We start from the raw sequence: 19900 nt of genomic DNA, 5'->3' as shown, positions 1-19900 counted from the left end.
AACAAAAATAGATTCGTTGAGCTGTAACGTGTTTTTAGCTTTCAAAAGATGGTCTGCTGTATGACAACAGAGGGTGGACATTGCAATTAGAGTTTGCTATTATTTATCCAACAATATTTTAGAACACGGTTTTATAATATAAAACCTCTTCTAGGAGGGGAGCGAGTGAAGGAATATGCCCATCATTCAAGCGTTGGATAGAGCACTGAAAATTATCGACTTATTCGATGAGCAACATATGGAGTACAAACTGTCTGAAATAAGCTCAGAAATGGATTTGCACAAAAGTACAGTTCATTCTTTGTTGAAAACGCTTCAAATTCATGATTACATTACACAGGATGAGCAGACTGGGAAATACCGCCTCGGGATGAGGTTTGTAGAGAAGGGGCAATTGCTTCTCAATCATTTTGATATTCGGGAAATCGCTAGACCGCATCTTAGGGCTTTGTCTGCTACCACTGGCCAAACGACACATTTGGTCATTATGGACGATGGAAAAGAAGGAATATACATTGATAAAGTAGAGGGCCATAAGGCCGCTATTCGTTATTCACGTATCGGTCGCAGAATACCTCTGCATAGCAGCGCCGTGGGTAAAGTATTGGCGGCTTTCCGGTCTATTAAAGATCAGGTGCAGATTGCGGAAGGACATACGTTTGTTAAGCTTACGGATAAGACGATCGACAGCCCCGAAGCTTTTTTGAAAGAGTTGGAGCAAGTCAGGAAGCAAGGCTATGCTATTGATAATGAGGAGAATGAGCCGGGGGTCCGGTGTGCGGCTGCTCCGATATACAATCATAACGGACAAGTGATAGCGGCGATGAGCATATCCACCATGGTAGCACACGTTGATGATCAAGAACTGGCACATTTAATTGACCTGATTCGGCAGGAAACGAGTGAAATTTCTCGCCAGCTAGGTTATCAGTTCTAAGATGAGCTTCCTGAGCAATAACTATTGAGTTAATGCTAGATCGACATGCGATGAAAGCAAGTCGATCTATATTATATTTTAAGAACGTCGTTTTATATTATAAAACAAGGAGAGGTTAAAATGAGAATTATTCGATATCGTGATGGCGTAGAGCAATGTTTGGCAGCAGTAACTGACGAGGATAAGGTATTCAAATTGGCGGATTCGGACTTTATATCATTCCTTGAACGAGTCGAGAAGGCAGGAAAAACACCACTTGAAGACGTGAATGATCTGATCCGTTCAAATCAGCCGCTGGATAGGGAGTTTGCTAGTCTTGAATTACTTATGCCAGTAGCTGCCCCTGAAGTATGGGCAGCCGGTGTAACCTATGCGCGCAGCAAGGAAGCTAGAAATTATGAGGCGACTGGCGGCAAGCTGAATGCATCCACCTACTATGACAAGGTGTATGATGCAGAAAGGCCAGAATTGTTCATGAAATCCACAGCAGCTCGGACGGTTGGCCATCTTGATAATGTTTGCTTGAGAAGCGACTCGAATTGGCAGGTTCCGGAACCGGAGCTTGGTTTGGTTTTAAATAAGCGAGGCCATATTGTAGGATACATTATTGGCAACGATATGAGCTGCCGCGATATTGAAGGAGAGAATCCGTTATATCTTCCGCAAGCCAAGGTTTGGAAACAATCATGCTCAATTGGACCGGTCATAAGATTAGCCGAAACGATTCAAGATCCCTACCAGTTGCAGATCACTTTGCGGATATATAGAGATGGAAAAAAAGTAGTCGATGAATCAGCAAGCACGGGACAGCTTAAACGCAAGCTGGAGGAACTCGTCTCCTTTCTGCACAGGGATAATATTGTGTACGATGGTACGATCCTCCTCACGGGTACATGTATCGTTCCTCCGAATCAGTTCACACTTGCACCTGAAGATGTCATTGAAATCGAAATCACCAGCCTTGGAACACTAGTGAATACTGCTGTTTTGGCCTAAATAGCAATTTAAAAAAGAGAGGAAGATTAAAATGGCAAATATAAATTACGCTATATATAACAACTACATTAATGGCGAATGGAGAAGCTCCGAGAGCGGCAGAACGCAGAAAAGCATAAGTCCAGCAAATAAAAACGAAGTCGTAGGTATGATCCCGGATTCGACTAAACGGGATCTAGAGGATGCTGTAGCAGCTGCAAAGGCGGCCAAGCTTGCTTGGCGTAAGCTAACGGGATCACAGCGGGGTAATTTGCTGTTCAAAGCAGCTGATATTATGGAAAGTAGAATGAATGAAATCGGTGAAGCGATGACGAGGGAAATGGGTAAGACATTACCCGAGGCGAAGGGCGAGACGGCACGTGGAGTGGCCATTCTGCGTTATTATGCAGGAGAAGGCATGCGAAAAATAGGTGATGTTATACCTTCTTCCGATCCAGATGCTTTCTTGTATACTACAAGGTCACCGCTCGGAACGGTAGGGGTGATCTCCCCTTGGAATTTCCCAGTTGCTATTCCTATTTGGAAAATCGCACCTGCATTAATATATGGGAACTCGGTCGTATGGAAGCCAGCAACGGAAACAGCGGTTACAGCAGCGAAAGTTATGCAATGCTTCCATGATGCAGGCTTACCAGCCGGTGTTCTGAATATGATCGTAGGCAGTGGCAGCGTCATTGGTCAAGGTATTGCGGAACATGCTGATATTAACGGAATCACCTTCACGGGCTCCAATGCGGTAGGGCAAGCAGTAGGGCAGGCAGCGTTGGCACGCGGGGCTAAGTATCAGCTTGAGATGGGCGGAAAAAATCCGATCCTAATTGCGGCAGATGCAGACATTGATTTTGCGGTTGAAGCGACAATTAGCGGGGGGCTTCGTTCTACTGGCCAGAAGTGCACTGCGACAAGCCGAGTTATCGTAGTAAAGGATATTTATGAGGAGTTCAAGTCGAAGCTGCTCCAGAAGGTGACTGAATTGAAGGTTGGAGATGGAATGGATGGACAGACATGGTTAGGCCCATGTGCGAATGAAAAACAAATGGAAACCGTTCTATCTTACATTAGTAAGGGTGTAGAAGAAGGGGCAGTATTGCTGTATGGCGGCACAAGACCAACTGAGGGCGCATTATCAGATGGCTTCTATGTCACGCCAGCGATTTTTGATAAAGTGACTTCAAAAATGTCGATTGCTCAAGAAGAAATATTCGGGCCTGTGCTTACACTAATCGAAGTGAATGATATTCAAGAAGCGATAGAGATTGCGAACGATACGGACTATGGTCTTAGCGCATCAATTTATACCCGTAATATCGGAAACGCTTTGCAGTTCGTTCAAGATATGGAAGCGGGTCTCATCCGTATTAATGCAGAGACAGCCGGTGTTGAGCTTCAAGCACCGTTCGGGGGTATGAAACAGTCCAGTTCGCATTCAAGGGAGCAAGGCCAAGCCGCTATTGAATTCTATACTTCAATCAAAACCGTATTCATTAAGCCATAACGACAACACAAGGGATGGATGGTGTGAAATGAATGAAGGCTTCGAAATGATAATGGGCAAAGATATCGATTCTTATTTTGACATCTATACCCATGCTCCAGGACCAAGCGGCTCCTTGCCGCTTACCCCGGATATGCTTCGTAATTCACCAAGCGGTGATTTATTCGGATTAACACAGAACGTTGGCATGGGATGGGACCCGAAGAAGCTTTTGGGAAAGCAAATACTCATTCTTGGAACCCAAGGCGGCATTCGAGATGAGGACGGCCGCCCGATCGCTCTTGGCTATCATACGGGGCATTGGGAAGTTGGAATCATGATGAAAGCCGCAGCGGAGGAAATCACAGATCTTGGAGGCGTGCCCTTCGCGGGTTTCGTTAGCGATCCTTGTGATGGCCGTTCACAAGGGACGACGGGGATGTTCGATTCACTGCCGTTCCGCAATGATGCGGCTATGGTATTAAGACGTCTTATTCGTTCCTTGCCGCAACGCTCTGCCGTATTGGGGGTAGGCACTTGTGACAAAGGATTGCCATCCATGATGTTGGCACTGGCAGGGATGGGTAAACTTCCTGGCGTAATTGTTCCTGGCGGCGTTACTCTTCCACCGACCCAAGGCGAGGATGCAGGCAAGATCCAAACGATTGGCGCGAGATATACGAATGGTGAGCTCTCGCTTGAGGAAGCGGCTGATCTCGGTTGCCGCGCGTGCGCGACACCTGGTGGAGGCTGTCAGTTCTTAGGAACAGCGGGAACGGCGCAGGTGATAGCGGAGGCTCTTGGTATGACCGTTCCTCATGCTGCACTGGCACCGTCAGGACAGCCGGTGTGGGAGGAAATGGCACGGCAATCTGCCAGAGCTGCTCTCAAAATGGCGGAGAGCGGACTGACGACAGGCCAGATTATAACGGATCATGCCATTCGAAATGCGATGGCCGTTCATGCAGCCTTCGGCGGATCTACAAATTTGCTGCTCCATATTCCTGCAATCGCACATGCGGCGGGGCTCACCCTGCCAACTGTCGCTGATTGGGCAGAAGTCAACCGCAGCGTCCCGCGATTAGTCAGCGTTCTTCCTAATGGACCAGAACATCACCCGACAGTGAGAGCTTTCCTTGCTGGCGGTGTACCTGAGGTTATGCTGCATATGCGCAAACTTGGCGTTTTGGATGAGAAGTCGCTTACGGTAACAGGCAATACGATTGGGGAGACGCTGGATTGGTGGGAATCGTCAGAACGCCGCCACCGCATGCGCCGGCATTTGCTGGAGAACGAGGGGATTGATCCAGACCGCGTCATCTTCAGCCCGGAACGCGCCAAACAAGCAGGGCTGACCTCGACTGTGACTTTCCCGACAGGAAACATTTGTCCCGAGGGCTCTGTTATTAAATCGACTGCAATTGATCCTTCAATGGTTGACAGTGATGGGGTCTATCGCCACGTCGGCAGGGCGAAAGTGTTCACGACGGAACGTGCAGCAATCCATGCGATAAAAAACAAAGGCATCGTTGCCGGGGATATTATGGTACTCATTGGGCGCGGCCCATCGGGTACGGGGATGGAAGAGACTTACCAGCTGACTTCAGCGCTTAAGCATCTGCCCTTCGGCAAAGAAGTATCACTGCTTACAGACGCACGCTTCTCGGGCGTCTCAACTGGCGCTTGTATAGGTCATATTGGACCCGAGGCTCTTGCTGGCGGACCCGTTGGCCAGCTTCGCAATGGCGATTGGATTGACATCCGTATCGACCTCCGTCAATTAGAGGGACATGTCGAAATGGTAGGCAGCGGTGAGGTGCCGGAGGATTCGGAAGTGGGAACGAATGTATTGGCTTCTAGAAAGCCTCATCCCGATCTTGCGAAAGACCCTGATCTTCCTGACGACACTCGGCTATGGGCTGCACTGCAAGCAGCGAGCGGCGGCACATGGCGGGGATGCGTCTATGACGTAGACAGAATCGTCAAACTGCTGGAAGCGGGTATGAACACGGCAGAAGGCCAGAAAATAATGAACAGTTAAACAAGATTTAAAGGAGAGTTGGGGAACATGATTAACAATCCCATACTGCGAGGATTTCATCCTGATCCATCTATCTTGCGTGTAGGAGAAGACTATTATATTGCAACTTCGACATTTGAATGGTTCCCGGGAGTACGTGTTCACCATTCCAAGGATTTGGTGAATTGGCGTCCGCTCACTTCGATATTGACACGTTCTTCACAATTGAATATGGAAGGCAACATCAATTCCGGTGGCGCGTGGGCACCATGCTTAAGCTATCATGAAGGCGTTTTCTATCTTATTTATACAGATGTAAAAAGTCGCACGGGAGCCTTCAAGGATACTCATAATTATATGGTGACGGCGGACGATATAATGGGGCCTTGGTCTGAGCCCATTTATTTGAACAGCAGCGGTTTCGATCCTTCCTTATTTCATGATGAGGATGGTCGCCAATGGCTATTGAATATGATCTGGGATCATAGGAGAGGGACAAACTCTTTCGCTGGCACTATTCTTCAGGAATACTCGAAGGAAAAGAAGAAACTTATTGGTCCTAAGAAAAATATTTTTCTAGGCACACAGCTGAGATTAACCGAAGGACCTCATTTATATAAACGAAATGGATACTATTACTTGCTGACAGCTGAAGGTGGAACGCAATATGAACACGCTGTCACGATGGCGCGTTCTCGGCATATCGATGGTCCTTATGAAGTTGATCCCGCGAATCCAATCTTGACATCTGCGGGCAAGCCGGAATTGAAATTACAAAAGGCGGGGCATGCTTCACTAGTGGAAACGCAGAACGGCGAGTGGTATATGGTTCACCTCGTCGGTCGTCCTGTGATTGATAAGCGATGTATGCTCGGCAGAGAAACGGCCATTCAGCGCTGTCATTGGACGGATGATGATTGGATCGCTGTTGACGGAGGAGCCAATTCGCCGCAATATGTGGTGCAAGCACCTCAATTGCCAACACATCCATTCCCAGCTGAACCGAGCCTCGACCACTTTGATAGAGCACAGCTTGGGCTGCAATGGAACACCCTTCGCATCCCTGCAAGTCCCGATTGGCTATCCTTAACGGAAAGGCCAGGATTCTTGCGGCTTCGCGGCCAGGAGTCCATGAGTTCAACGCATCGCCAAAGTCTTGTCGCGCGTAGACAACAATCGATGTATTGTGAAGCGGAAACATCCATTGAATACCATCCAGAGCATTATCAGCAAATGGCGGGATTGATTCTGTTCTACGATACCCGTGATTATGTCTATTTGCGCCTGACGCATCATGAGAAATTAGGTACATGTATTGGGATTGTACAATCACAAAATGGAATGTATAACGAAATACTGGATCAAGATATTCCAATTGCGGATGGAACATACCGATTGAAGGTCAGTATTCAGCGTGAAATGGCCAGGTTCATGTATGCGGGCCAGACAGGTGAATGGATTGTGATTGGCCCACAGCTTGATGTTAGCCATTTATCTGATGAATATGCTGATTATATTCGTTTTACAGGCAATTTTATCGGTGTTTGCGTCCAAGACTTAAGCGGGGAACGCAAGCATGCTGATTTCGATTATTTTCGATATGAAGAGTATGATGTTGTGCAAACGGATCATTAAATAAAGATTACAGCAGATATTACGTCTTATACGACCCATAGCTTTGTTGTGGGTTTTGTGTAAATAGAGCTGCAGGTGGACTCGGGTGGTAATACCAACAAATCCAGCTGGGAAAAATAGATTTTTTTGTTAAATACTATATATCTGAGGACCTTCCCATTTCTTTCGGTGTTAGTGGTGTGCTTAACACTTAAAGATTTGGGGAGGTACTCCTTTTTATGGGCTTAGAAATTATGAAAGAGGGACGGAATGATGAACAATGCTGTCAGATTCTTGATTAGTTCCTTACCTGGAAAAACCATCATTCGAACGATTATGTTCTCATATTTAATTGTAAACATTCTACTTTTATTGTTGCTGGGACTATTATCCGTTCAGGACTCAACTAAAAGTCTTACCAAAGAAGTCACTCAATCCAGCTACAAAATAATGGAGCAGGCAGCACGCGGGCTCAGCTTCAATCTTGAAGAAGCGACTCGCCCGCTCGTTCTTCTAACAGGCCATTATTCGGTTGGAAGCTTGATGAATCCAGGCAGGGAAATGGATATCGCAGGGCGCATCCAGCATGAGAGGAATATCGCGGACCTTGCATTTGGCGTATCTTCCTTGCAATCAATGGTAAGTGATGTTTTGATATTGGGCAAAAATGGCTATGTAAACAACCTGGATGGCAGAAAATCACTTCGGTGGGATTATCCTTTCTCCGAACAAGCTTGGTTTAGGCAGGCGATCTCGGATACTCCAAACAAAGGATTCATTACGCTTGGACTCCATACGCAGGACTATTACTTAGAAAATAATATTTCAAAATATAACATGCCGACGTTATCGATCGCTCTTCCGGTTAAAGATTATACCCTTAGAACGATCGGGGCTGTCATTGCTAATTTGGATTTAGCCAAAATCAACGGGATGTTTGAATTTAGCTCCTATCAAAACAATGAAAGCATCTTTATGATCGATGATCAGCAGACTATCATCGCCCATAAGGATAGTTCGGCAATCGGGACAAAACTTGACTTCTCAGGTATCGAGCTTATTTATGCCAGCGACTCAGGAAGTTTCGTTACCGAGCTTGGCGGAAATGAGACACTTGTTATATTCCACCCTACTGCCGTTCAGGGTTGGAGAATGATCTCGACGATTCCGATGTCTGTCATCAGAGGACAATCAGACTCACTGAAGTCAAACTTGATCGGTTTTATTTATCTTTGTTTGCTGCTCAACCTCCTCATATCCATCTTGAACACCGCTCGGATATCCCGCCCATTTGGGCAACTGCTCTCAACATTGGACAAGATTGGCGAAGACAGTATTTATATCATTAAGAATAAATACAGGTATCGCGAATTGGATTTGATAGGCGACAAATTTAGGGAACTGGTCATCCGGATCGAAACGTTGGTCAAACAAAATTATCAATCAGATATTGCACTAAAAGAGGTAGAGCTCAAAACGCTGCAGTCCCAGATCAATCCACACTTTCTATTCAATACGCTGCAACTGCTGCAAACCGAAATTGTATGTGGAAGTACGGAGGATTCCAACCATTTGGTGTTGTCATTGAGCAGTCTGCTAAGGTATTCCATAAAGCAATCGGAAGAGATGGTGGAGCTGGAACAAGAAATTCAGAACGTCAGGGATTATCTCTATATTGTGAACAAAAAATATGACGATCGAATTGACATCGAGTTTCTTATTCCGGACGAGTCGATTCTAAAAAACAGAACGATCAAGTTGATCCTGCAGCCTCTCGTAGAAAACGTGGTTTTTCATGGATTTGGCGAAAATCCGCAGTCAGCAAAAATGACGATTAGGGTTATGACAGTCAAAAAAGGAATTATGATCGTTATCCAAGACAATGGAAAAGGGATATCAAGGAGCAGAAGCCGTCAATTGGCTAGGCAATTGAAGCAACAAGACTTTAAGCCGGATGGGATAGGCCTATTCAACGTCAATCAGCGTATCCGATTGAAATTCGGACCTGATTACGGACTGAAGATTAGAAGCAGGCAAGGGATATTTACAACGGTTTATATCGTGTTGCCCAGAACGTGATATCTTCGGGGAGGTAGCGAGCATGAAATTGCTTATTGTGGACGATCAATTATCTTTGCATAGATATTTAAATAAAGTGATGGATTGGAAGGAGCTAGGGATTACGAAGGTGCAACATGCATATGACGGTGAAGAAGCGGCCAACATGGTAGAAACCTTCCGTCCCGATCTGATGATCATGGATATTCATATGCCGTTGCTCGACGGAATCGAGTCGCTGAAGCGGATTCAACATTTGGACAAAATACCGCGAACAATTATTTTAAGTGCATATGATCAATTCGAATATGCCAGGGATGCACTTCGACTTCATGTTTCCCAGTACCTGTTAAAGCCGGTCGACGCCGAATTGCTTCGGGATGCTTTGCATGAGCTGATTCAACAGTCCGTATCGGATGCTCAGAAATCGATTCGCAGTGAACTCGATCGGACGATATACGCTGGACAGATCGAAGCAGATTCGTTGATGAACTTCCAAGACTTCCTGGAATTTCTCGCCATCGAACGTTTTGCTATTTTGACATTCGAGAACAGTCTGCCATCGGACCATGATTATTCCTGCTTGCTGCAAGAACAAGCGGTCATCAAAATCCACTGTGTTATGTGTTGTAAAAACCGCAAGGAGCAAGTAGTGCTAGTCGGCGGGGGGGACGATCTGTCTAGCGGTCAATTGAGGGAATTAAGTGAATCTGTGATGAAAAAAGTGGCAGAGTCATCACCATCTCACACATTGTCTGTCGGAATCAGCTCAATTACCCAAGATGCCGCATTTCTGCCACAGCTAATTTCCGAGAGCATGCTAGCGGTAAGAGCGCCTGCTTCGGAAACCGGATCCAAGCTTCAGGATGCTGTGCGGCGGATTAAACCGTATGTAGAAACCCGATATCAAGAGGATTTATCTTTGCAATCAGTGGCAGATCGCTTCGATATAGACAAGTATCAATTAAGTCGTGCGTTCAAACAGGAATTCGGTGTGAATTATTGGGCTTATGTGATCCAGGTGCGGATGATTAAAGCCGCAGAACTACTCGTTGGAACGAATTGGAGGAACAACCACATCGCGGAGCATATCGGTTTTTTGGACGAGAGCCACTTTAGCCGCGCTTTCAAAAAGTATTTCGGCGTAACGCCTAAAGAGTACCGCGCATCGTCTATTCGACCCAATTAATCGGATTTGCTGCTAGTGCAACATTTGACAACAAATGATGCAACAATATGAATTCAGATTCAAGCGAGTTCATATTACACTCTAAATGTAAGTGCTTACAACGAGTGCTTATTACAAAAAAACGATTACATGGGGGTTAATCAAACATGAAGAAAACGTCTCTACTGCTTCTTATCACTCTCCTTTGTTTATCAGTCGTGCTCGCTGCATGCGGTAAAAACAGCAATACAGGTAATAAAGGCAATACCGGTAATGAAGGTACGGCCAACAATGCTGAAAAGGGCAATGATGCACCTAAACCAGTCAAGCTAAGCATTCTTGCATGGAACAATGAAAAAGAAATGAAGCCTGTTATAGACGGCTTCAAAGAAAAATATCCACATATTTCATTCGATTTTCAATTTGCTCCACCGGTAAAGGATTACATTGCTAAGCTTCAGACGATGCTGTTGTCCAATACGGCACCTGATATTTTCATCATTGCCGCAGAAAACCGCAATGAGATTATCGATGGCGGTTACGCGCTCGATTTGACTGACGAACCATTCATGTCCGTTATGTTGGACAGTAACAAACCGATGCTAAGTAAAGATGGAAGAACATATGCCTTCACTCAAAGCGGATGGGCAGGCGGCTTGTTTTATAACAAACAATTGTTTCAAAAAGCTGGCATCACTAAATTGCCAGAAACATGGGATGAGTTCATCCAGGACTGCTTGAAGCTTAAAGAAGCGGGCATCATTCCACTCTATGACAGAATGCATGATATTACGATTATTCATTCCGCCATGTTCGGCAGCAATGTACTAACGAAAGACCCAACGTTCGACGAGAAGCTGTTTAAGGGCGAGGCAACATTTGCTGAAGGATGGACTGAAGTGCTAACGATGTGGAAGGAAGGGCTTATCGATAATAAAATTTTGACGCCAGATATGATTGGACTAACCGGTGACCAAGTAATGAACGAGTTCTCCCTTGGCAACGTAGCGATGTTCCCTGGCGGCCCTTGGAACATTGCCACAATTGAGAAAACGAATCCCGATATTGAGTTCGAAATTATGCCGATTCCAGGAAAAGAACCCGGCAACAAATATTACAACGGTGCTCCTGGTGTAGGTTTCGCTGTCAACAGTAAAACGAAAAACAAGGAAGAAGCTTTGCTGTTCCTCGAATATATGACAACGCAAGAAGGGTTGAAGCAATTCGAGGAAGGCACTGGCGGCATCATTACAGCTCACGGTTATGAAAGCAAAGTCCACCCGGCGTATGCACCAGCATATAACGATGGGCTGATGGCAGGAAAAATTTATTTGCCAATGGTATCGTGGGACAGACATCAAGAAGCGCTGCGCAACCAATTCCTTGTATCGATCCAAGATATAGCCGTAAACAAAATAACACCGGAGCAAGCAACGGCTTCACTAGATAAGAAACTGAAAGAAATGGAAAATAAATAATCGGAAGTAGTTAAAGTAGAGGGTATGTTGAAGCCTACTACCCTCTCTTCAACTATTTACACCTTGATCCTCTATTAATTGAATGCTTCCAATGCAGTTTTATCGATTGCCGACATCATCAATCAAAGTCTCAAAGGAGGCAAATTATGGTCAAATATGTTCGTCAACTACAGTTTCTATTGTTTTTGCTTCCGATTCTAGCTATATACTCATTGTTTACGATCTATCCGCTGATCAAATCGTTTTTCTTGAGCTTTACTAATTTTGATGGATATACGGAGGCATATGATTTTATTGGCTTGAAAAACTATGTGCGGATATTTAGTGATGATGCGATTACATCCGCCATTTCCTATACGTTATTTTTTACTTTTGGCAAGGCTTTGCTTGTTACGTTGTTAGCTATCCCGCTCGCTATGATATTGGATCAAAAATTTTTAACGAGAAACATTCATCGCGCCATCTTTTTCTTTCCGTCGATTCCAAGCGGCTTGCTGCTTGCCTATATTTGGGGATTTATCCTTGCACCGATTGGGTCAGGGGTACTGAACTCCGTCCTTAGTGAGCTGTTTAACATCGGTCCTCAGCCATGGCTATCCGCCCCGTTGCTAGCGAAACTGTCAACAATCGTCGTGGCAACATGGGCGATAACAGGATGGCACGCAGTGTTGTATTTGGCATTTCTGCAATCCATTCCGAAAGATTATTATGAAGCTGCCTCAATAGATGGGGCGAATCGTTTACAACAAATTCGGTTTATAACTTTTCCACTGCTGGCACCTGCGATGACGGTCAGCGTCATGCTGCTGCTTACCGGCGGTCTCAAAGTATTCGAAATTCCATTCGCATTGACAAAGGGCGGGCCTGGCTATGAAACTTACTCGATAACCCAGGTCATCGTATTAAGGGGAATATCTGAAACACAATACGGTCTAGCATCGGCAATGTCGATCGTCTTCTTCCTAATAGTGTTAGCGATTGCTATCTTCCAAGTTACAGTAATGCAACGAAGGGAGCAGGGCATACAATGAAAAAAACCTTTGAAAAACGGTTATGGATTCTAGACATTATCATGCTCCCTGCAGGATTAATAGCGTTCTTTCCGTTTTATTTAATCATTGTCAACACATTCAAAACGATGCAAGATGCCGCAAGAAGCCCGATGGCTCTTCCTTCGAAATGGATCTTTAAAAACTATATTCAGGTTTTCGAGGAAACATCGATCTTGCAAAGCTTTTGGAACAGTTTTATAATCACCGTCTGTTCTGTCGTATTGATCGTTTTGATTGGTGCGATGGCGGCATACCCGGTTGTGTTCAATGCGAATCGATTAACACGGTTTGCTATGCTCTATTTGCTTGCCGGATTTATGATTCCTTTCCAAGCGACTCTCATTCCCTTGTTCCAGCTGATGAGTGATTTGCACCTGATCGACAAAATATCCGGTTTGATCATTCTGTACACGAGCGGCTCTGTGTTCGTCTTTTTCCTAATGACGGGCTATATGAAGTCGATACCCCGGGAGCTGCCCGAAGCGGCCGTCATCGATGGCTGTAGTGTATGGGGCATCTTCTGGCGGATCATCTTTCCGCTGCTAAAGCCCATTACGATAACGAGCATCATTTTTCAGACGATGTGGATATGGAACGACTTTTTGGCACCTATGCTGTTTTTGAACTCATCCTCCAAATCGACACTCGTTCTGCAAATCTATAAAGCTAAAGGCGAATTTACCGTTGATTGGCCGATGTTCATGACACTTACGGTCATCACATTGGTGCCGATATTCATCTTCTTTATTATTATGCAAAAGCATATCGTCAAGGGTATCGCTGCTGGCGCTGTCAAAGGCTGACATGTATTAAATCAATAGATTTGTTAGAAACGCCTGATTCTATAATCGGGCGTTTTTCACTAATTGTAAGTTTAATTCCAAAGGGAATGTTTTATCGAGGGAGAACAAGATGGGACTTGCAACGTTTGTTTAAAAAGGGAAGCGGTGTAGACAACCGCTTCCTTTTTGTTTATCTTTCATATAGGTTTGATTTAAGAAAGGGGTTCTATTGCACTCATGTGGCTTACTTATTCAGTGTTTGCAGCCTTATGTTTTGGCTTGCGAGGCATTCTGTACCATTGGACGAGTCAGAAGCCGCTTAACCGTAACTTGTTGCTATGCGGTGCGTTTACTATGGGAGCGCTCGTAAATGGAATTTGCGCGTTAGTGTTCTCATCGAACTGGACTCTCGCGGCGTTGATAGGCATTCAAATGGGCTTGTTTTCATTCGGTGCGAATGCCAGTATGTTCAAGGGGTTTGCAGTCGGCAAGGCTTCACTTGTAGCGATACTAACGGCATTGCCTTCAGTCGTTGTTGTGATCGTTGCGTTTGGACTTTGGGGAGAAAAACTCCATGCGATGCAATTCATTGCATTTGTCGTGATTGTTGGCGGAGTGCTTCTCGTTCGGCTATCGAATGACATCTCGCTGCGCAATTTGCAAGGAGCACAGTGGGGGCTGCTGGCCATGCTGCTGTTTGCAGCAAATGATTTGTCAGGCAAATGGTCAACAATTATGGAAGCAGATTTGTTTCCTACCATGTTTTTTATGTTTTTGACGGGCGCATCGTGTTTTGGTATATGGTGGCTGCGAGATCTGCAAGCGGAGAGAGCTAGAAGAGCGTTGTCGCTGCTGGGTGCGGTAACTGCCCGGGGGGAAATGCGTGTGTCACAGCATTCTTCCAGCGTTAGTTTAACCGCTAAGCCACCAGCTTGGAGCGGCAAAAAAACGTTTCTTATTGGTTTGGCCGTCGGCACAACTAACGCTGTCGGCATGATGCTTATTGTAACCGCATTTGATCTTGGCAAAGCGGGGCTAGTATCTGCTGTCACAGCTCTAAACGTTCTGATTGTGCTGCTCTATACACGATTCGTTGTGAAAGAGAAGTTCACGAAGATAGAGATCACCGGCATTTCACTTGCCTTCGCGGGTATCTTGCTGATGCGATTATTCGGATCGTAAAAAATAATGGATAGAGGAAGCTTTGCATGGGCTAAGAAGTTAAGCCTGTGCAGAGCTTTTTTTGTGGATGATATTGACAATTTAGGTGGGTTCATTTAAATTAATGTTTAATGATTGTTAAATGACTTTTGTATATTGTTTAAATAACATTAAACGAATACTTAACGAAGTATGGAGGCGTTAATTATTTTAGACTGGAAAATAGCAGCCAAAAGATTACATTTTTCTTATCATGAGCCTATTGAATTTTTAGTCACGATGAAATTTGTTGCGCAATTCGAGCATATGAAGGCTTTCGCGCGCGAGATTCATTTTACACTGGATGATGAAATGATTCGTATGGCGGAGACCGCGAATGCGAGCATGAGCAATTATGTGAAAGCAGAGATAGCTGCCCTGTTTGGTGACAACATGTTTAAAGAGCGGCTTGACTATGTCATGGTTATGCTGTTTGTAGAGGAACGAGACAAGCTGAATAGTTCTGAAGATTTTCTGGCGTTTTACCGTGACAAGCCTGCAAGCGAGCTCGTCTTCCACCTGGCAGCTGCGAAATATAATGACGAGAACATGGAATGGACGAAGGGGAGAGACTGGGGAGCCATCTCGAAGGATGCGGAGCTGCTTTACGAGCTCGTTGCGGGATGTGAGCTGCCTGATCAAGCGGAGCATGCGGCACTGCTGGAACATATTCGATTTTCTGCGGAATACAAACAGCGGACTCTGTTTATAATGGAGCAGTTTCATCGTTATGCCTATATGCCTATGCGAGATCGCTTGAAGGAGCTTGGCGAAGCTGGAGCTGTGAAATATCGTGCCTTATTTGATGAACAGCCAGAGCGCGCGATCCGCGATATTACGAAGATGGATGTTGATCTGGTCGATAAAGAGACAGCCGTACATGTTAGTTATTTTTCGCAGGTGCGTGTTGGCATTCATCGTGATGACCGTGAAGGACATTCCAATTTGGTGGTGATTGGAATCAACAATGACGCTTTTGCATGGCGTAACGAGGATCAAGAGACGATTGAGCGTTTCTTGAAGGTTATTGCCGATAGGCGAAGGCTGGAATTGATTGAGCTGCTTCGCCATAAAAATTACTATGGCAATGAGCTTGCTCAGGAAATGGGCTTAACGCCTGCTGCTATAAGCTATCATACGAATATGTTGTTTGATCTAAATCTCATTCAGCTGATTCGGGTAGATAATCGCATCTATTATGAGCTCGACAAAGAAAAAATCGCTTATTACTGGGAGCAAACAAGGCGCAAGCTGCTGCCGTAATACATAAGGGAGTGAATGAGATTGGGTGAGTATGTATACGAGCTAAAGGGAGTAAGTCAGGTATATAAGAAAGGCAAAACGATGGTCACAGCCAATGATAATATCTCGCTTACGATTCGTGAAGGAGAGATACTCGGCGTGCTCGGCCCGAATGGGGCGGGCAAGTCAACGCTCATTAAACAAATGGTCGGTCAATTGAAACCTACCAAAGGACAGGTTTTGTTTTGCGGCGAGGATGTGATGAAGAATACGCGTCACGTATCCGGCATGGTGGCTTATTACGCACAGGAGCCGCATGTGCTGTCAGCGCTGAAAGTGCACGAAGCGCTTTCTTTTACGGGCAGGCTAAGAGGGATGCCAGCATCAGAGGCAGAAAAGCAGGCGAAGGAATTATTAGAGCAATTTGATATGGCGGATGTAAGAAACAAGCTGCTGAAGCAGCTGTCCGGGGGACAGAAACGATTGATCGGTATTGGTACAGCGCTAATTGGCCGTTCACCTGTGCTTATCTTTGATGAACCTACCAATGAGCTTGATCCGAAAAAAAGGCGGCTCGTTTGGAATTTAATCCAAGAACGCAATCGCGAAGGCGCGACGATTATTTTGGTCACGCATAATGTGCTGGAGGCTGAGCAGGTTGTAGACAGAGCGGCTGTTATCAATCATGGCAGGCTGCTGGCGATTGATCATGTAGCAACGTTAAAGCAGAAGGTTGATCAGCGCTTGAAGTTTGAGCTTACGACAGAGAATGGGCGTCGTGCCGAAGCTGCTGCTGCCCTTTATCATTACGGGATCGTGCAGGAGAGCGGCGAGAATCGTTTGCTGCTGCTAGTTGAGAAGAATGTTGCCGGCAGAGTGCTAGAGTATATTATCGACCATACAGAACTGCCGATTTTGGAATATGCCGTAGTGCCTCCAAGCTTAGAGGATGTTTATTTCCATATTGATGATTTGGCGATGAAGGAGGTATCCGCATCATGAATGGAACACCACTTGGCTTGCGGCACATGCAGTCCATACAACTATCTGGACCGAAGCGATTATGGACGGAGCTGGAAATTTTATTCCGCATTCAATTTGCGCTTATACGTGACAGCTGGGTAATCGTTGTGCTGCTGGCAACGATGTTTCCGCTCACGACGATTTTATTTATGCGTTTCTTTATCGCTGACCCAGCCCCGGAGATGATGGTTCAAATCATTGCGGGCAATATGATATTTAGCGTCATTATTATGGGCTTAAACAGTATGGGGCAAGAAATATCGATGCAAAAGCATCAGGGACATTTTACATTTTATGCATCGCTTCCAATTCGGAAAATAAACTTCGTAGCCGCTAATTTGCTGCGCGGGCTTATGAGCACGATTCCATCCTTCGTATTGCTGGGTGTCATTGGTTATTTTGTTTATGGCGTAGACCTTCATCTATCATGGGGTTTGCCAGTCGTTATGCTGCTGTCGCTGACGAGTGTGGTAGGGCTCGGCGTATGCATAGGCTTCTGGTCGCCGAATCAGCAGTTGACCAGTATGCTTGCTCAGCTGCTTATGATGGTTGTAACCTTTCTATCTCCAGTCATGGTAGAGCTCAATCAGCTGCCTAAAGCGCTGCAGGTCGTCTCGTATATTTTCCCTACAACTTATGCAGCGGACGCCATGCGCGTAGTTTTGCTTCATGGCTGGACACAGGGGGTCATGCTGGATTGCCTCATGATGCTTCTCTACACAGCTATGACAATGGTCATCGTTAATCGATTGGTCAGCTGGCGAGTTTAATATGTAAAAAAAGGCTGCCCTGCACAGGTTGTGAAAACCTTGTGGAGGCAGCCTTTTTACTTTGATTCTGCTTTATTATTGTTGGCCGGGACGAATACGGACGACTCCGATGTCTGTTGCATTGATTGCAAATGCATTTCCGCCTTGATTAATGGATGCATGTGCGTTTTGCTTGACATTAACAAAGGTTTTACCGTTGTTTTTCTTTACTGTGTTGCCCTGCTTAGAATGTTTAAAGGACATGTTATCACCTCCTTTGAGGCGTGTGTAAAATATTGCTGCTTAGTGGAGGGATGAGGGATGAGAGATGAGAGGGAACTAGCTGCGCTTTGATTTTTTGAAAATTTGCACAGTAGCTGCATTGCTTGCCAGCACATTGCCCTGCTGTGCACTTGCTTCGGATGATTGATAAATATTAATGATCAAATATTTGTTTTTGCCTACGCGGTACTTAATAGTTTTCACACTTGAACGAACCATCTATGAGCCTCCCTTACTAGCAAGTTTCTCTTTACTAGATAACATATGAGAGAAACAGGCGGCCTGTATCCGCTAATATTAACCGTCAAATCTATCAATTATTCATTCCTTTTGTAATGCGAGGGTGTCATGCCTGTTAATTTCTTAAACATACGGTGAAAATGCGGAAGGCTTTCAAAGCCGCATTGCTCGGCTATTTCGGCAATATTGGCATCGCTCTCCATCAAAAGTTCTTTCGCACGGATGATTCGTTTGGTCGTGACATATTCCGTAACGTTCATGCTGGTTAGTTTTTTGAAAACACGCGAAAAATGAGCGGGCGTAACCGATGCGCGTTTGGCAAGCTGTGACAACCCAAGAGGGCTGCTCGGATGCTCATCGATATAGGTTAATACAGCGGTCATCCAGCTTGGAGCGGATGAGGATACCGTTTGGCCTTCTTCAGAGGGAGCGAGGATGCGCCCGAGGAACAGCAATATTTGCTGGAGATGAAGAAGGATAGCTAGACGATTGCCTGGCAGCTTGTCCATTTCCTCCAAATGTATCCGATCGATTAAATCGACTATTTGTTGTTTCTCTTCAGCAGATGCCTTCGACAGCTTGTACGCCTTATGGCGCTTAGCTTGCTCGAAGCAGCGCAAATAGGAGAAAGGATCGCCAAGTGGCGGACTGTGCACGAGTGAAGCATTAAAGAAAAGCGCAGTTGATGTTTTCGGGTCATTCGAATCTGGAAAGGAGCGATGGATTGTGTTTCCTGGAATAAGGAAGATGTCGCCGGGAACAGCATCATAAAACGTCTGATCGATAAAGAACGTACCTTTGCCGCTATAAATATAGACGAGTTCATACCAATCGTGTATATGATCAGGCAATTCGTTTTGCGCGCTCTTGGTGTCACGATATACGCATTCAAACGGAAACGGTGTATGGGCATCGAACCTTTTACGATAGGGATTCATAGCTTTCCCTCACTCTCCTGTATGAATTGATAACGCCCACTTCTCTTCGATAAGTTGTTTATTAGACAACATTTCAGTATGGCTTTCTTTTAAAACAAATCCATTTTTAGCATAGATTCGTCTTGCTGTTACGAGCTCACTGTTGGTCCAGAGGATGATGGTTTTGAAAGCTAACCGCTTACAGAAATCAATCGCCGTTTGCACCAGCTGCTGCCCATAACCAGCTCCTCTTACGTCAGGCTCAATGAGAAACAAACCAAGCTGAGCGGTTTCCTCATTTACTTTATGAATACTAATCGAACCAGACTGCTTTCCTTCGCTTTCCAAAATCCAAATGTTCTCATTAGGATCTGACCTCTCGATAAAACCATGTACACGATCAGCAATAAACGCTCGGAAAGAAAGATCGTAGTGGAACTCCTTATTGTAAAGATTGTAGTGGGAGTTAATGATGTAATCTACATCTTCTAATTTATACGGACGGATCATCCGATCACCTTTTCCATTCTATTTTAAGTTTCAAAAAGCGCTAGTCCTCCTAGCGTCAGCCTGATTGTAACAAATATCAAAAAAGAGTACAAATATGCATGAATTGATTATTTCAGCTATCAATATTGTTTTTTATAATGAAGAGGAAGCTACTTTGT

Annotated in this window: 18 protein-coding genes; 14 read left to right on the top strand and 4 right to left on the bottom strand. The window is 45.1% G+C overall.

The annotated features are described in order from the left end of the window. Positions 1-175 precede the first annotated feature (175 nt). From MHH56_RS28085 to MHH56_RS28020, 14 genes are all read left to right on the top strand, one after another. A complete protein-coding gene (locus MHH56_RS28085) occupies positions 176-937 on the top strand; it encodes an IclR family transcriptional regulator (RefSeq protein WP_339204923.1) in 762 nt (253 codons plus the stop codon). Positions 938-1057: 120 nt separating this feature from the next. Beyond that, on the top strand, positions 1058-1933 hold the full coding sequence (locus MHH56_RS28080; protein WP_339204922.1) for a fumarylacetoacetate hydrolase family protein: 876 nt from the start codon (positions 1058-1060) through the stop codon (positions 1931-1933). Between the two features lie 31 nt (positions 1934-1964). After that, complete coding sequence (gene gucD / locus MHH56_RS28075) at positions 1965-3428, top strand: alpha-ketoglutaric semialdehyde dehydrogenase GucD (RefSeq protein ID WP_339204921.1); 1464 nt, start codon at positions 1965-1967, stop codon at positions 3426-3428. A 28-nt stretch (positions 3429-3456) separates the two neighbouring features. Continuing rightward, positions 3457-5448 (top strand): YjhG/YagF family D-xylonate dehydratase, encoded by a 1992-nt coding sequence (locus MHH56_RS28070; protein ID WP_339204920.1) that lies wholly within the window; start codon positions 3457-3459, stop codon positions 5446-5448. Between the two features lie 27 nt (positions 5449-5475). Continuing rightward, on the top strand, positions 5476-7062 hold the full coding sequence (locus MHH56_RS28065) for a glycoside hydrolase family 43 protein (RefSeq protein WP_339204919.1): 1587 nt from the start codon (positions 5476-5478) through the stop codon (positions 7060-7062). Between the two features lie 249 nt (positions 7063-7311). Next, entirely contained in the window at positions 7312-9120 is a 1809-nt protein-coding gene (locus MHH56_RS28060) for a histidine kinase (RefSeq protein ID WP_339204918.1), read from the top strand. Between the two features lie 22 nt (positions 9121-9142). After that, the gene (locus MHH56_RS28055; RefSeq protein ID WP_339204917.1) at positions 9143-10288 is read left to right on the top strand and encodes a response regulator; all 1146 of its coding nucleotides are present in this window, start codon (positions 9143-9145) and stop codon (positions 10286-10288) included. A 146-nt stretch (positions 10289-10434) separates the two neighbouring features. Beyond that, on the top strand, positions 10435-11745 hold the full coding sequence (locus tag MHH56_RS28050) for a sugar ABC transporter substrate-binding protein (protein ID WP_339204916.1): 1311 nt from the start codon (positions 10435-10437) through the stop codon (positions 11743-11745). A gap of 146 nt (positions 11746-11891) precedes the next feature. Then, complete coding sequence (locus tag MHH56_RS28045) at positions 11892-12776, top strand: sugar ABC transporter permease (protein WP_339204915.1); 885 nt, start codon at positions 11892-11894, stop codon at positions 12774-12776. Next, positions 12773-13600, top strand: coding sequence for a carbohydrate ABC transporter permease (locus MHH56_RS28040; RefSeq protein WP_339204914.1), 828 nt, complete (start codon positions 12773-12775; stop codon positions 13598-13600). The genes MHH56_RS28045 and MHH56_RS28040 overlap by 4 nt, the downstream gene beginning before the upstream one ends. A gap of 216 nt (positions 13601-13816) precedes the next feature. Then, a complete protein-coding gene (locus MHH56_RS28035; protein ID WP_339204913.1) occupies positions 13817-14761 on the top strand; it encodes an EamA family transporter in 945 nt (314 codons plus the stop codon). A 171-nt stretch (positions 14762-14932) separates the two neighbouring features. Further along, positions 14933-16042: an ArsR family transcriptional regulator gene (locus MHH56_RS28030; RefSeq protein ID WP_339204912.1), complete on the top strand. Its 1110-nt coding sequence runs from the start codon at positions 14933-14935 to the stop codon at positions 16040-16042. Between the two features lie 21 nt (positions 16043-16063). Then, positions 16064-17023 carry an ABC transporter ATP-binding protein gene (locus tag MHH56_RS28025; protein ID WP_339204911.1) on the top strand — a complete coding sequence of 320 codons (960 nt, stop codon included), beginning with the start codon at positions 16064-16066 and terminating at the stop codon, positions 17021-17023. Further along, positions 17020-17814, top strand: a complete 795-nt coding sequence (locus MHH56_RS28020; protein ID WP_339204910.1) for an ABC transporter permease — start codon at positions 17020-17022, stop codon at positions 17812-17814. Before MHH56_RS28025 ends, MHH56_RS28020 begins: the two co-directional genes overlap by 4 nt. 75 nt (positions 17815-17889) lie before the next feature. Here MHH56_RS28020 and MHH56_RS28015 read toward each other — a convergent pair whose 3' ends face one another. From MHH56_RS28015 to MHH56_RS28000, 4 genes are all read right to left on the bottom strand, one after another. Next, positions 17890-18057 (bottom strand): hypothetical protein, encoded by a 168-nt coding sequence (locus MHH56_RS28015; protein WP_339204909.1) that lies wholly within the window; start codon positions 18055-18057, stop codon positions 17890-17892. Between the two features lie 75 nt (positions 18058-18132). Next, positions 18133-18294 (bottom strand): hypothetical protein, encoded by a 162-nt coding sequence (locus tag MHH56_RS28010; protein ID WP_339204908.1) that lies wholly within the window; start codon positions 18292-18294, stop codon positions 18133-18135. 98 nt (positions 18295-18392) lie between these two features. Next, positions 18393-19253: an AraC family transcriptional regulator gene (locus MHH56_RS28005; protein WP_339204907.1), complete on the bottom strand. Its 861-nt coding sequence runs from the start codon at positions 19251-19253 to the stop codon at positions 18393-18395. Between the two features lie 9 nt (positions 19254-19262). Continuing rightward, positions 19263-19742, bottom strand: coding sequence for a GNAT family N-acetyltransferase (locus MHH56_RS28000; protein WP_339204906.1), 480 nt, complete (start codon positions 19740-19742; stop codon positions 19263-19265). Positions 19743-19900: the final 158 nt, after the last annotated feature.

The organism is Paenibacillus sp. FSL K6-3182, assembly GCF_037976325.1.
In the GTDB taxonomy this organism is placed as follows: domain Bacteria; phylum Bacillota; class Bacilli; order Paenibacillales; family Paenibacillaceae; genus Pristimantibacillus.
This window is presented reverse-complemented; position numbering and strand designations above follow the sequence as displayed.